Source organism: Streptomyces brevispora, from assembly GCF_007829885.1.
Taxonomy (GTDB): Bacteria; Actinomycetota; Actinomycetes; order Streptomycetales; family Streptomycetaceae; genus Streptomyces; species Streptomyces brevispora.
The window spans coordinates 1,753,182-1,767,268 of record NZ_VIWW01000001.1 but is presented as its reverse complement, the minus strand read 5'-3'; the positions used below and the strand labels follow the sequence as shown (position 1 = coordinate 1,767,268).

At 69.0% G+C, this 14,087-nt stretch carries 12 protein-coding genes; 7 read left to right on the top strand and 5 right to left on the bottom strand.

Annotation, left to right across the window (positions count from 1 at the left end):
* Positions 1-306: 306 nt before the first annotated feature.
* Positions 307-504 (top strand): hypothetical protein, encoded by a 198-nt coding sequence (locus tag FHX80_RS08200; protein ID WP_145763593.1) that lies wholly within the window; start codon positions 307-309, stop codon positions 502-504.
* Complete coding sequence (locus tag FHX80_RS08195) at positions 501-866, top strand: hypothetical protein (protein WP_145763592.1); 366 nt, start codon at positions 501-503, stop codon at positions 864-866. The genes FHX80_RS08200 and FHX80_RS08195 overlap by 4 nt, the downstream gene beginning before the upstream one ends.
* On the opposite strand, the gene FHX80_RS35550 is transcribed toward FHX80_RS08195, so the two are convergent.
* Complete coding sequence (locus FHX80_RS35550) at positions 752-1,015, bottom strand: hypothetical protein (protein WP_244318167.1); 264 nt, start codon at positions 1,013-1,015, stop codon at positions 752-754. The genes FHX80_RS08195 and FHX80_RS35550 overlap by 115 nt on opposite strands.
* A gap of 531 nt (positions 1,016-1,546) precedes the next feature.
* Between FHX80_RS35550 and recD2 the strand changes: the two genes are divergently transcribed.
* Together recD2 and FHX80_RS08180 are read left to right on the top strand one after the other, a co-directional pair.
* Positions 1,547-3,847, top strand: coding sequence for an SF1B family DNA helicase RecD2 (gene recD2 / locus FHX80_RS08185; protein ID WP_145763591.1), 2,301 nt, complete (start codon positions 1,547-1,549; stop codon positions 3,845-3,847).
* Between the two features lie 129 nt (positions 3,848-3,976).
* Complete coding sequence (locus tag FHX80_RS08180) at positions 3,977-5,266, top strand: citrate synthase (RefSeq protein ID WP_145763590.1); 1,290 nt, start codon at positions 3,977-3,979, stop codon at positions 5,264-5,266.
* A 560-nt stretch (positions 5,267-5,826) separates the two neighbouring features.
* On the opposite strand, the gene FHX80_RS08175 is transcribed toward FHX80_RS08180, so the two are convergent.
* The 3 genes from FHX80_RS08175 to FHX80_RS08165 all read right to left on the bottom strand — a co-directional run bounded on the left by FHX80_RS08175 (position 5,827) and on the right by FHX80_RS08165 (position 9,542).
* Positions 5,827-8,178: a heavy metal translocating P-type ATPase gene (locus FHX80_RS08175; protein WP_145763589.1), complete on the bottom strand. Its 2,352-nt coding sequence runs from the start codon at positions 8,176-8,178 to the stop codon at positions 5,827-5,829.
* A 105-nt stretch (positions 8,179-8,283) separates the two neighbouring features.
* Complete coding sequence (locus tag FHX80_RS08170) at positions 8,284-8,592, bottom strand: heavy-metal-associated domain-containing protein (protein WP_145763588.1); 309 nt, start codon at positions 8,590-8,592, stop codon at positions 8,284-8,286.
* A gap of 131 nt (positions 8,593-8,723) precedes the next feature.
* Entirely contained in the window at positions 8,724-9,542 is an 819-nt protein-coding gene (locus FHX80_RS08165) for a TetR/AcrR family transcriptional regulator (RefSeq protein ID WP_145763587.1), read from the bottom strand.
* Between the two features lie 183 nt (positions 9,543-9,725).
* Between FHX80_RS08165 and FHX80_RS08160 the strand changes: the two genes are divergently transcribed.
* Together FHX80_RS08160 and FHX80_RS08155 are read left to right on the top strand one after the other, a co-directional pair.
* Complete coding sequence (locus tag FHX80_RS08160; protein WP_145763586.1) at positions 9,726-11,951, top strand: MMPL family transporter; 2,226 nt, start codon at positions 9,726-9,728, stop codon at positions 11,949-11,951.
* A gap of 108 nt (positions 11,952-12,059) precedes the next feature.
* A complete protein-coding gene (locus tag FHX80_RS08155; protein WP_145763585.1) occupies positions 12,060-13,106 on the top strand; it encodes a zinc-dependent alcohol dehydrogenase family protein in 1,047 nt (348 codons plus the stop codon).
* Positions 13,107-13,200: 94 nt separating this feature from the next.
* Here FHX80_RS08155 and FHX80_RS08150 read toward each other — a convergent pair whose 3' ends face one another.
* On the bottom strand, positions 13,201-13,398 hold the full coding sequence (locus FHX80_RS08150; protein WP_145763584.1) for a helix-turn-helix transcriptional regulator: 198 nt from the start codon (positions 13,396-13,398) through the stop codon (positions 13,201-13,203).
* Positions 13,399-13,706: 308 nt separating this feature from the next.
* Between FHX80_RS08150 and FHX80_RS08145 the strand changes: the two genes are divergently transcribed.
* On the top strand, positions 13,707-14,072 hold the full coding sequence (locus tag FHX80_RS08145) for a hypothetical protein (protein WP_145763583.1): 366 nt from the start codon (positions 13,707-13,709) through the stop codon (positions 14,070-14,072).
* The last annotated feature ends 15 nt before the right edge of the window (positions 14,073-14,087 follow it).

Here is a 14,087-nt window from a genome sequence, read left to right as displayed (position 1 = left end):
GCGGCCTCAACTCCCGGACCTGACCTGCACACTGTCATCCCCCAACCCCTGGAAGCGTAGCGACTTCCGACCCCACTCTGTGATGAGTTGACTACAGAACGCGGCGAACTCGCCATCGAGTGAAGCCATCGAGAGACGAAGACCCCCGCGACCGATGCGAACGGTCCGGGGGCATGGCCACCCTGAGAAAGCAGGCTGACATGAAGCACGCTGTCGCCCGGCTCCGTGAGTCGCTGGTGCGGTGCCGATACCGGCGGAAGCGCAAGAGGGACCTCTACCTGTACCCGTACTCCTGCTACTACGTGAGTGGTCCGACCGCGTACCGCACCGGCGAGCGCCCCCCCGCGCGGCGAGGACAGCCCGCTCGTACGCCCGTACCTCATCGCGCACGAGCTGCGCATGGCCGAGGAGCGGCGGCAGCGTGCGCGCCGCAGGACGCTGTGGATCGCCGTGCGCGAGACGGCCGGACCTCGGTTCGTCCGCGGAGCGGAGGCCGCGGCGTGAGCGGGGGCGGGTACGAGGCCGACGGGGTCAGGCTGCTGCCCTGGACGGGGTCGGAGGGCAAGCCGTGTTACGTCTTCGGTGACGGAACCGGGTACGTGTCGCGGATGGCGGACGGCATCGAGGGCGTCCAGCTCGGCATCGAGGGCGTCCAGCTCGGCATCGAGGGCGTCCAGCTCGGCATGGCGGACGACCTGCTCGGCCATGCCGCCGACCTCCTGGCGGACCGGAAGGTCACCGGTGCTGAACTTCACTTCCTCGCAAGCAGGTTGACCGAGTCGCTACGGGATGTGAAACGGGTCGCGGAGAGCCGGGGCTCACGGCTGGGCGCGGCGGGGTACGGCCCGGGCGCCGACAGCCGGTGAGCCGACGGCATCGCGCGCATCGCGTGCGTCCAGCAACTCCGGCAGGTGCGCCGCAGATCAGCCAAGGCGTACGTCATCGTGTACTTCGTTCCGGGAACCGTGGTGAGGGTATGGGATACCGCCCCCGCGGCGACACCGCTGAGGTCCACGGACTGGTGGCCCTCGGCCGCTCGCCAGGACCCCGCGCACCCATCAGGTCCACGGAGCCTACGGTGACCTGCCACGGGTCGATGGACCGCCCCGCCACGATTTCGATGAACCCGGCCGGCGTCGAGACGGGGTACTCGAAACTGCCGTCGTCGAAACGACTCGATGCCAGCACCGACGCGGCGTGTGGGGCCGCCGCGCCGGTGCCGGCGCCGGCGAGAAGTACGGACGGCGCGGCGGCAATGAACTTACGTGAGTCGCGCATGGGCTTCCCCTCCCCGGACCGTCGCCTCGATGCGACGTGTCCCGTGATCAAGGCATTCCCGCAGTGGCGAACAGGCATGTAAGGAAATAAAAAGTCATTCCGTATGACTTCGTCTTGAAATCACCCAGAGGGGATGTCCGGTGGTCCCGCCCGGCCGCCGCGTAGCGAACAGGGGGAGGGGGCGGGAATGCTGGGAAGGGGCGGCGCCCTCACGGGGGAGGGGCGCCGGCCCGGACTGCTTGTCGGAGGGAACCGGTAGCGTCGGAACATGTCCAACATGGCCGTCCTCGAAGGGGTCCTCGAGCGGATCACCTACGCCAACGAGGAGAACGGGTACACCGTCGCGCGCGTCGACACCGGGCGCGGCGCCAATGATCTGCTCACCGTGGTCGGCTCGCTGCTGGGCGCGCAGCCCGGTGAGTCGCTCCGCATGGAGGGGCGTTGGGGCTCGCACTCGCAGTACGGCAAGCAGTTCACCGTCGAGAACTACACGACGATCCTGCCCGCCACCATCCAGGGCATCCGCCGCTACCTCGGCTCCGGTCTGATCAAGGGCATCGGCCCGGTGATGGCCGACCGGATCACCACCCACTTCGGCGTCGACACCCTCGACATCATCGAGCAGCAGCCGAAGCGCCTCGTCGAGGTCCCCGGGCTCGGCCCGAAGCGGACGAAGATGATCGCCGCCGCCTGGGAGGAGCAGAAGGCGATCAAGGAGGTCATGGTCTTCCTCCAGGGCGTCGGCGTCTCGACCTCCATCGCCGTCCGTATCTACAAGAAGTACGACGACGCGTCGATCTCCATAGTGAAGAACCAGCCCTACCGGCTGGCCGCCGACGTCTGGGGCATCGGCTTCCTCACCGCCGACAAGATCGCCCAGGCGGTCGGTATCCCGCACGACAGCCCGGAGCGGGTCAAGGCAGGGCTCCAGTACGCGCTTTCGCAGTCCACCGACCAGGGCCACTGCTTCCTCCCCGAGGAGCGGCTGATCGCCGACGCGGTCAAGCTGCTCCAGGTGGACACCGGGCTGGTCATCGAGTGCCTCGCCGAACTGGCCGAGGACCCGGAGGGTGTCGTACGGGAGAAGGTGCCGTCGCCCGAGGGCGGTGAGCCGGTCACCGCCGTCTATCTGGTGCCCTTCCACCGCGCCGAGATCGCGCTCGCCGCCCAGGTGCGGCGGCTGCTGCGGACGCCGGAGGAGCGGATGCCGGCCTTCGCGGACGTGGACTGGGACAAGGCCCTGAAGTGGCTCGCGGGCCGTACCGGCGCGAAGCTGGCGCCCGAACAGGAGGCCGCCGTGCGGCTGGCGCTCAGCCGGAAGGTCGCCGTGCTGACCGGTGGGCCCGGCTGCGGCAAGTCGTTCACCGTCCGGTCCATCGTGGAGCTGGCGCGCGCCAAGAAGGCCAAGGTGGTGCTGGCCGCGCCCACCGGCCGGGCGGCGAAGCGGCTCTCGGAGCTGACCGGGGCCGAGGCCTCCACCGTGCACCGGCTGCTCGAACTGAAGCCGGGCGGCGACGCGGCGTACGACCGGGACCGTCCGCTGGACGCCGATCTGGTCGTCGTCGACGAGGCGTCGATGCTCGATCTGCTGCTCGCCAACAAGTTGGTCAAGGCCGTGGCACCCGGTGCCCACCTACTGCTCGTCGGGGATGTGGACCAGCTGCCGTCGGTCGGCGCGGGGGAGGTGCTGAGGGATCTGCTCGCCGACGGCGGACCCGTCCCGGCGGTCCGGCTGACCACCATCTTCCGCCAGGCCCAGCAGTCCGGCGTCGTCACCAACGCCCACCGGATCAACTCCGGCGTACCGCCGCTCACCCAGGGGCTCAGCGACTTCTTCCTCTTCGTCGAGGACGAGACGGAGGACGCGGGCGTCCTCGCCGTCGATGTCGCGGCCCGCCGTATCCCCGCGAAGTTCGGCCTGAACCCCCGCCGTGACGTGCAGGTACTCGCTCCGATGCACCGCGGTCCGGCCGGCGCCGGGCACCTCAACGGTCTGCTCCAGCAGGCCATCACACCCGCCCGCCCCGATCTGCCCGAGAAGCGTTTCGGCGGCCGGGTGTTCCGGGTCGGCGACAAGGTCACCCAGATCCGCAACAACTACGACAAGGGCGAGAACGGCGTCTTCAACGGCACGGTCGGCGTGGTCACCGCCCTCGACGTGGACGAGCAGCAGCTGACCGTGCTCACGGACGAGGACGAGGAGATCAGTTACGACTTCGACGAGCTCGACGAGCTGTCCCACGCGTACGCCATGACGATCCATCGCTCCCAGGGCAGCGAGTACCCGGCCGTCGTCATCCCGGTCACCAAGAGCGCCTGGATGATGCTCCAGCGGAACCTGCTGTACACGGCGGTGACGAGGGCCAAGAAGCTTGTCGTGCTGGTCGGCTCCCGGCAGGCGATCGGGCAGGCGGTCCGCACGGTTTCCGCGGGCAGACGCTGCACGGCGCTGGATTATCGGCTGGGAGGAGGTGCGGAAGGAGGATTCGCCGAAATAATGATCGATCAAATCGGTGGGAAACATCACGGAGGTCTTCCGGAACCGCAGCCAAGGGGGCAGGATGAATAAGTTCGCGGCACTCAGTGCCGCGAGTAGGTCCAATGGACGACCCCGAGTGCACTCTCCTGAGCCAAATGGGGGAGGGTAGAAACAGTCAGGGAACCTCGAAGAAGAGGCACTACGTCGGTGAGGGATGACGTGAGCGACAACTCTGTAGTACTGCGGTACGGCGATGGCGAGTACACCTACCCGGTGATCGACAGCACCGTCGGCGACAAGGGCTTCGACATCGGGAAGCTCCGGGCGAACACCGGCCTGGTGACGCTGGACAGCGGATACGGCAACACCGCTGCCTATAAATCGGCCATCACCTACCTCGACGGTGAGCAGGGCATCCTGCGGTACCGCGGCTACCCGATCGAGCAGCTCGCCGAGCAGTCGACGTTCCTCGAAGTCGCGTACACGCTCATCAACGGTGAGCTTCCGAAGGTCGACGAACTGTCGGACTTCAAGAATGAGATCACTCAGCACACGCTGCTGCACGAGGACGTCAAGCGGTTCTTCGACGGCTTCCCGCGCGACGCCCACCCGATGGCCATGCTGTCCTCGGTCGTCAGCGCGCTGTCCACGTTCTACCAGGACAGCCACAACCCGTTCGACGAGGAGCAGCGTCACCTCTCGACGATCCGGCTGCTGGCCAAGCTGCCGACCATCGCGGCGTACGCGTACAAGAAGTCGATCGGTCACCCGTTCGTGTACCCGCGCAACGATCTCGGTTACGTCGAGAACTTCCTGCGCATGACGTTCTCGGTCCCCGCCCAGGAGTACGTGCCGGACCCGGTCGTCGTTTCGGCGCTGGAGAAGCTGCTCATCCTGCACGCGGACCACGAGCAGAACTGTTCGACCTCCACCGTGCGTCTGGTCGGCTCCTCGCAGGCGAACATGTTCGCCTCGATCTCCGCCGGCATCTCGGCGCTGTGGGGCCCCCTGCACGGTGGCGCCAACCAGTCGGTGCTGGAGATGCTCGAGGGCATCCAGGCCAACGGTGGCGACGTCGACTCCTTCATCCGCAAGGTGAAGAACAAGGAGGACGGCGTCCGCCTGATGGGCTTCGGCCACCGGGTGTACAAGTCCTTCGACCCGCGTGCCAAGATCATCAAGGCAGCGGCCCACGATGTGCTGTCCTCGCTCGGCAAGTCCGACGAGCTGCTCGACATCGCGCTCAAGCTGGAGGAGCACGCGCTCTCCGACGAGTACTTCGTCTCGCGCAACCTCTACCCCAACGTGGACTTCTACACCGGTCTGATCTACCGGGCCATGGGCTTCCCGAGCGAGATGTTCACGGTGCTCTTCGCCATCGGCCGGCTCCCGGGCTGGATCGCCCAGTGGCACGAGATGATCAAGGAGCCGGGTTCCCGCATCGGCCGCCCGCGCCAGATCTACACCGGCGAGGTCCTGCGCGACTTCGTCCCGGTCGAGGGTCGCTGAGCCCCGGACCACCCCGCGTCACCCCTGCATCACCCCTGCATCACCCCGGCCTTCTCGGCCGGTTGCCTTCGCCCCGACTGCCGCGCTTCCGCACAGAGCGCGGTGTCCGGGGCGATTTGCTTGCCCGGACGCGTCCGCGCTGACGCGTCCCGCGCGGTCCCGTCCGGACGGGTACGGGTCCGGACATGCGAGAAGCGCCTCGTCATCGATCCCCCCACGGGCCGACAACGAGGCGCTTCCCATATCCCGGAGCGGATTCCCCCCACGGGATCCGGCCGGGCGTTCAGTGGGAGCCGAAGCTCCTGGGTACCTCGGGTACTGCTGTCCTGCGCTTACCTCTTGTACAGCCTGCCTGCCTGCGGTCTGCCGGGGTACGTACCGACGGGAGGGCCGCTCAAAGCTCCCCGGTGCACGTGCCCCGGCCAACGCTTGCCCGGAGCGTCCCCCAAGACCCTCCGTCGGATGTCCCCCAAGACATCCCTTGGCATCGCACTCTTAGACTCGCGAACCCACCGAATGGTTACCCCTGAACCGGTGTGATCTGGATCTCTTTGTGGAAGTTACGTGAAGGACCTCAAGCGCAGGCTGTTCGTTACGACGAAGACCGAGGAGAAGGCCATCGCCGCTCCCGCAATCATAGGGTTGAGCAGGCCAAATGCCGCAAGGGGTAGAGCAGCAACGTTGTAACCGAATGCCCAGAAAAGGTTGCCCCTGATGATGGCCAGGGTGCGCCGGGAGAGTCGGATGGCATCGGCGGCCACCTTGAGATCTCCACGAACGAGGGTCAGATCGCTCGCCTCGATGGCCGCGTCCGTGCCCGTGCCCATGGCCAGACCAAGATCGGCGGTGGCCAGTGCGGCGGCGTCATTGACCCCGTCGCCGACCATCGCGACCGCGTGCCCTTCGGCCTGCAACCGCTCGATGACGTGCGCTTTCTCCTCGGGGAGCACCTCCGCCCGGACCTCGTCGATCCCGACCTCGCGGGCCACGGATTCCGCCACCGCCCGGTTGTCGCCGGTCAGCAGGATCGGCGTCAGGCCGAGTGCGCGGAGTTCCGCGACGGCCGCCGCGCTGGACTCCTTGACCGCGTCGGCGACTTCGAGGACGCCCCGCGCCTCGCCGTCCCAGGCGACCGCGATCGCCGTACGTCCCTGGGCGGCCGCTTCCGTCAGGGCCGCGGAGAGCGTCCCCGGTACGTCGATTCCGGCGTCGGTGAGCAGTCGGGGGCGGCCCACGAGGACCGTGTGGCCCTCGATGACGCCCTGGACGCCGAGGCCGGGGATGTTGGCGAAGTCCTCGGGGGTGGGGAGGGGGGTGTCGATGCGTTCGGTGGCTCCGGTGGCGACGGCCTGTGCGATGGGGTGTTCGGAGGCGTGTTCCAGGGCGCCGGCGAGGCGCAGTACGTCGGTTTCCGTGGTGCCGGGGGCGGTGTGGACGGTCCGGAGGGTCATCTTGCCGGTGGTGACGGTGCCGGTCTTGTCGAGGACGATCGTGTCGACGCGGCGGGTGGTCTCCAGGACTTCGGGGCCCTTGATGAGGATGCCGAGCTGGGCGCCGCGTCCGGTGCCGACCATGAGGGCGGTGGGCGTGGCGAGGCCGAGGGCGCACGGGCAGGCGATGATCAGTACGGCGACGGCAGCGGTGAACGCGGCCGTGACGTCGTCCGTGGCCAGCAGCCAGGAAACGAGGGTGACCACGGCGATCAGCAGGACCACGGGGACGAAGACCGCGGAGATCCGGTCGGCGAGGCGCTGTACCTCGGCCTTGCCGTTCTGCGCGTCCTCGACGAGCCGGGCCATCCGGGCCAGCTGGGTGTCGGCGCCGACACGGGTGGCCTCGACGACGAGCCGGCCGGAGACGTTCACGGTGGCGCCGGTGACGGAGTCGCCGACACCCACGTCGACCGGGGCGGACTCGCCGGTGAGCATGGACGCGTCCACAGCCGATGAGCCCTCGACGACGGTGCCGTCGGTGGCGACCTTCTCGCCGGGCCGGACCACGAAGCGGTCGCCGACGGTGAGCCGGGCGACCGGGATGCGTACTTCGGCACCGTTCCGCAGCACCGCGACGTCCTTGGCGCCCAGATGCATCAGTGCCCGCAGGGCGGAACCGGCCTTCCGCTTGGACTTCGCCTCCAGGTAGCGGCCCAGCAGGATGAACGCGATGACTCCGGCGGCGACCTCCAGATAGATCGTGGAGGAGCCTTCCGTGCGGGAGACCGTGAAGTCGAAGCCGTGCCGCATGCCGGGCATCCCGGCGTTGCCGAGGAACAACGCCCAGAGCGACCAGCCGAAGGCGGCGATGGTGCCCACCGACACCAGGGTGTCCATGGTGGCCGTGCCGTGCCGGAGGTTGGTCCAGGTGGCCCGGTGGAAGGGCAGCCCGCCCCAGACGACGACGGGGGCGGCCAGGGTGAGGGAGAGCCACTGCCAGTTGTCGAACTGGAAGGCCGGGATCATCGCGAGCAGGACGACGGGGGTGGCGAGGACGGCCGAGACGATGAGCCGCTGACGCAGCGAGGTGAGGGCGGCGGTGGGGCCGTCCGGGCTGTCGGGGTCGTCGGCGATGTCGGGGTCATCGGGAACGTCGGGACTGGTGGTGGCGTCCGGGGTCTCTGTGGCCCGCGTCGCTACGGGCGGTGCCGAAGTGGGGGTCGGTGCGGTGCGGTGCACCGGCTCTGCCGTGTAGCCGGTCTTCTGGACGGTGGCGATCAGATCCGCGACACCGGTCTCCGAGCCGAAGGCGACCCGGGCCCTTTCGGTGGCGAAGTTGACGGTGGCGGTGACCCCGTCCATCCGGTTGAGCTTCTTCTCGACGCGGGCCGCGCAGGAGGCGCAGGTCATCCCGCCGATCGCGAGCTCTGCCGCCGAGCTCTCCGCTGCCGGGGCTTCGGTCTCTGTCGCGCTGTGCATGTCCGTACTCCTGAAACGCCGACCGGGCCGTACCCCACCAGTATCTGCTGGTCGGTCCGGCCCGGCGGCGAAGGGATGACGCGGTTGGAGTGGATCCCGGGGCGTTCAGGCCTGGCCGGCGAGCTCGTAACCGGCCTCGTCGACGGCGGCGCGTACGGCTTCCTCGTCCAGCGGCGCCTTGGAGGTCACCGTCACCTGGCCGGTGGACGCCACGGCCTTCACCGAGGTGACGCCCTCGATCTCGGAGATCTCCTGGGAGACGCTGCCCTCGCAGTGACCGCAGGTCATGCCGGTCACCTGGTAGACCGTGGTCACGTCGCCCTGCTTGGCGTCTGCGCTCGCACTGTCGTGGCAGGAGCCGCTGGGCGAGCAGCAGGAGCCTGTCGCCTGGGGGAGCTGGGTCTCGGCGGTCATTGTTTTCTCCTCTTCGACGAACGCACATGGGTGTGGAAGCAGAGACCCAGGAGGGTTCCGGGAAGGCCGGTGCGCCTCCACACTCATCACACTATACCCCCAGGGGGTATGAACGCGAGTGATCCGATTCGCTATCGGCCGATCGGGGGAGCGGGCCGCGCGGCGAGGGCGGTGGCGTCGCAGACCATCGGTTCGAGATAGCGGAAAAGGACCGTCTTGAGTTCCTTGATGTACGCCTCCCGCTCGTCACCCTCGTGCGCCATGATCACGTCCAGCCCCGCCTTGAAGAGGATGAAGATCATCATGGCCACGCGGGTGATCTCCGCGGGAGGGGTGCTCGGGAGGTAGTCGGTGAGGATCGTCTCGACCCGGGTGAGCATCGTCGTATGGACGGCGTCGTGCTCCTGCGTGATCAGGCCGGGGATCTCGGAGCCGTGCATCAGGACCGTGAAGGCCGGGTTCTCGCAGTTGAACTCGATGAGCGGGTCGAGTGTGGCGTCGAGCATCCGGTCCAGCGGCAGTTCGAGGTGGCCCGGCAGGAACGCGGCTCCGTACGTCTCCCGCCAGCGGCTCAGGAGCTGGTCGCCGAGCTCGACCGCGATGGCTTCCTTGTTGGGGAAGAACTGGTAGAGCGTGCCTGGCGAGACCCCGGCCTCCCTGGCGATGGCGTTGGTGCTCGCGGCGGTGTAGCCGCTCGTGCAGAAGACGCGGGAGGCGGCCTTGAGGAGCTGGGCGATGCGCGCCTCGCCGCGGGCCTGGCGGCGGCGCGGGCGGGTAGGAGCGGCCGCCGAGTCTGTGGTGGCCGCTGTGTCTTCTGCCGCCCCCGTGGGCCCTGTGGCCCTTGCGTCTCCCGTGACCCCTGTGGCTCTCGCGCCCCCCGCGGCTCCCGTGGTCCTTGCGTCTCCCGTGGCCTCTGTGCCTCCGGTGTGCTCGGTTCTGGCCTCCGACACGGTGAATCCCCAGCTTTCGTGCGCGGTTGACAAACGCGAGTGGCCGCTCGCATTCTAGTGGAACGCGAGCGATGACTCGTGTTTGCCAGTGTATGTGGCAACGACTGATCCATGCTGCCCTGTGCGGCTGCCTCGCGCTGCCGCCAGTGGGCCTGGATCCGGGGGAAAAGGGGACACCGCACCATGCCTCAAGTCAACAGCCCGGAGCGCATCGGGGGCTGGACCCGCTTCGTCACCGCGCGGCCGCGGCTCGCGCTGCTGGCGGCCTTGGTGATCACGGCGCTCGCGGTCCTCGCGGGCAGCGGGGTCGCCGACCGGATGGGCAGCGGTGGCTGGGAGTCCCCGAACGCCGAATCGACCTATACGACCAACGTGCTGGAACGCGAGTTCCCGGCGTCCCAGCCGAATCTGCTGCTGCTCCTCGACAGCGGTGACGCCTCGGTCGACGACCCCGCCGTGGCCGCCGAGGCGGCCCGCCTCACCGAGCGGCTGGCCGGCGAGAAGGACATCACGGGCGTCGGCTCGTACTGGCAGAGCAAGGCACCCGCGCTGCGCGCCGAGGACGGGCGGGAGGCGCTGATCGCAGCCCGGATCGAGGGCGACGAGAAGGCGGTGGGGGAGGTCCTGGACCGGATAGCTCCGACGTACCGCGGTGCGCACGGGCCGGTGGACGTCACCGTCGGCGGCCCCGTCGCCGTACGGCACGAGATGCAGACGATCATCCAGGACGACCTGCTGCGGGCCGAGATGATCGCCCTGCCGGTCACCCTCGTGCTGCTCGTCATGGTCTTCGGCAGCGCGATCGCGGCTCTGCTGCCGCTGGGTGTCGGCATCGTCGCGATCCTGGGCACCAACGCCGTGCTGCGCGGGATCACCGAATTCACCGATGTCTCGGTCTTCGCCCAGAACCTCACCACCGCACTCGGCCTCGGACTCGCCATCGACTACGCACTCTTCATCGTGCGCCGGTTCCGCGAGGAGCTCGCGGCCGGAGCAGAGGTCCGGGCGGCGGTGGGCACGACCCTGCGTACCGCGGGGCGGACGGTGCTGTTCTCCGCGCTGACCGTCGCGGTGTCGCTCGCCGCGATGCTGGTCTTCCCGCAGTATTTCCTGCGCTCTTTCGCCTACGCCGGGATCGCCGTGGTGCTGCTCGCCGCCGCTGCCGCGCTCATCCTCCTGCCGGCCGCGCTGATGCTGCTCGGCCCGAGAGTCAACTCCCTGGACCTGCGCAGGCTGCTGCGTCGGGGGCGTGCGGAGCCGTCCGCCGCAACCGAGTCCGGCAAGGGCTGGAGCCGGTTCGCCGCACTGGTGATGCGCAGGGCGCCGCTCTTCGCCGTCGTCACGAGTGTGGGGCTCGTGCTGCTCGGACTGCCTTTCCTCGGAGTGAAGTTCGGCACCGCGGACGACCGCCAGCTGCCGGCCTCCGCCGAGTCGCGCGTGGTCCAGCAACACATCAGGGACGGGTTCCCCGGCAGCCCCGGTGGCGCACTCGAAGTCCTCGCGGAAGGAGCGGCCACACCGGCCCAGTACGCCGAGTACCGCAGCCGGATCGCGGCGCTTCCCGGCGCCCTGCGGGTCGACGGCCCGGTCGTCGAGGGAAGTTCGGCCTACTTCAGTGTGCTGCCGGAGGGAGAACCGGCGGGGGAGCGCTCACAGAGACTCGTGAAGGATCTCCGGGCCGCGCCCGCCCCCTTCGACACCTCGGTGACCGGCACCGCCGCCGTACTGGTCGATTCGAAGACCGCCATAGCGGACAGGCTGCCCTGGGCGGTCGGCATCATCGGCGTGGTGACGCTACTTTTGGTCTTTCTCCTCACCGGCAGCGTGCTGATCCCCCTTCAAGCGGTCGTGCTCAACGCACTGAGCCTCACGGCGATGTTCGGAGCGGTCGTCTGGGTCTTCCAGGACGGGCACCTTTCCGGACTGCTCGCCTTCACCAGCACGGGTGACATAGAGACGACGCTGCCGGTGCTGATGTTCTGCGTCGCCTTCGGGCTCTCCATGGACTACGGGGTGTTCCTGCTCTCCCGGATCAAGGAGGAGTACGACCGGACGGGCGATCACGAGCATTCGGTCACCTTCGGGTTGCGTCACACCGGTGGGCTGATCACCGCCGCAGCCGTGATCCTGGCCGTGGTGATGGTCGCGATCGGTACCTCCCGGGTGACCAACACCAAAATGCTGGGCCTGGGCATCGCGCTGGCCGTGCTGATGGACGCCATGGTGGTGCGCAGCCTGTTGGTCCCGTCCGTGATGAAGCTGATGGGCCGGGCGACATGGTGGGCCCCGGCACCGCTGCGGGCGTTCCACCGGCGATTCGGCCTGAGCGAAGGGGAGCCCGGGCAGCCTGCGGCCACGGAGATACCGGAGCCCGCCGACGAGCGGGACAGAATCACCAGCGGGGTGTAGGCCCCGGCTCGGTGTGGGCGCCGGCGGGGAGACGCTTGGTGGGGCGCGGGTAGGCAGAGCGTAGATTCGGCCGTCCGGAAGACGGGGCTCGGGCGAAGGGTGGGGCATATGAGGGCAGTGGTGTTCGAGGAGTTCGGGAAGGAAGCCAGGGTCCAGGACGTGGCGGACCCCAGCCCCTCCCGTCAGGGGGTGGTGGTCCGGGTGGAGGCGACCGGACTGTGCCGCAGCGACTGGCACGGCTGGATGGGTCACGATCCGGACATCGCCCTTCCGCACGTGCCCGGTCATGAACTGGCCGGTGTGGTCGAAGCAGTGGGGAAGGACGTGGCCAACCGGCGTCCGGGCGACCGGGTCACCGTGCCCTTCGTCGTCGCCTGCGGCCGCTGCTCCGCCTGCGCCTCCGGAGCCCAGCAGGTCTGTGAGCGGCAGACCCAGCCGGGATTCACCCACTGGGGCTCGTTCGCCGAGTACGTCGCGCTGGAACAGGCCGACGTCAATCTGGTCCCCATCCCCGACGGGATGTCGTTCGGTACGGCCGCCGGCCTGGGATGCCGGTTCGCCACGGCGTTCCGTGCAGTGGTGGCCCGGGGCCGGGTGGCGCCGGGCGAATGGGTCGCAGTGCACGGCTGTGGCGGGGTCGGGCTCTCGGCCGTGATGATCGCGGTGGCCTGCGGCGCCCGGGTGGTCGCGGTCGACGTCTCGCCCGACGCCCTTCGGCTGGCCCGGATGTTCGGTGCGGTGGAATGCGTGGACGCCTCCGCCTACCCGGAAGGCGCTGATGAAGCGGTGCGTGAACTCACTTCCGGCGGGGCTCAGTTGTCTCTCGACGCCCTGGGGTCGCCGGTCACCTGCGCCGCCTCGGTCAGGAGCCTGCGCCGCCAGGGGCGCCATGTGCAGGTCGGGCTGCTCCCGTCGGCGGCCGGCGACCCCGTCGTGCCCATGGCGAGGGTGATCGGTCTGGAGTTGGAGCTCCTCGGCAGCCATGGCATGGCCGCGCACGCCTACCCGCCGATGATGGACATGGTCCGGTCCGGCAGCCTGCGCCCCGACCTGCTGGTGACCTCCACCATCGGGCTGGACGCGGCCCCGGCGGCGCTCGCAGCGATGGGCGCGGTACCGGGAGCCGGAGTGACGGTCATCGAGCCCACGCGCTGACCACTCCAGGGCGCTGCCGAAACGGGAGGCTCCGCACGGCACCGGGTGAGGGCGGCTCGCCGTGCGGGGCCAGGGAGAGGGGAGAGGGGACGGGTCAGCCCTGGCGGCCCCGGTTGCCGGGGCGGGTGGCGACCCAGGCACGGATGGTGTCCGCGTACCAGTAGGGCTTGCTGCCCTCCGCATGATCCGGTGACGGAAGGAGGCCTTGTTTGCGGTAGGAGCGGACGGTGTCCGGCTGTACCCGGATGTGCGCGGCAATTTCCTTGTAGGACCAAAGCCTTCTGTCCGTCATAAGTGACACCTCTCTGCACCGCAGCGGCAGCCTGGGGGCCGTCGGGGGAGCTGCGGAAAGGACGCTGACGATCACTCAGCCTGTGTCCGGTGAACGAGGACGGTGGGGGGCGGGGAGGGGCTGTTGAGCGACTGTGACGGAAATATCGCGTAACGGAGATATGTGTGACGAGAGAGTGATCTCTGTGACGGATGGGGTGCACTGGGGTAAAGGGGCTGCGTACTGCCGGGACAAGTGTTCCGTCTTCCACACCTCAGATGTGCCTCAACTCCGGTGAGGCCGTCGCCGATTCCGGGCATGATCGCTTCATGACTGGTTTCGGGAAGCAGAACATGGCTGTCCTCGTACTGCGCGAGGCGGACGACATCGACACCGTGCTCCGGCGGGCCCTGGACACCGCGTCCGCGGAGGAACGCCCCGGCCTGGAAAGGGCCGTGGCTCTCACCGCCGAGGCCGGTGCGGTTCCGGACGCGGAACTGCGCGGCCGCTGGGCCCTGCGAAGGATGGCGTCGACCGGGTACGACGGGCCGCCCGGCACCGTGGCGGCGATCAAGGCGCTGCGCACGGCCGAGCGGGGGCTGAGCCTGCTCCAGGCGGTGAACCTGTCGAAGGACGCGGAGGCCGTCCGGGCTATGGGGTCCGATGCCCCCGCAGCGGGGCCGAGCGCCCCGTAAACCGGAGGCAACGGC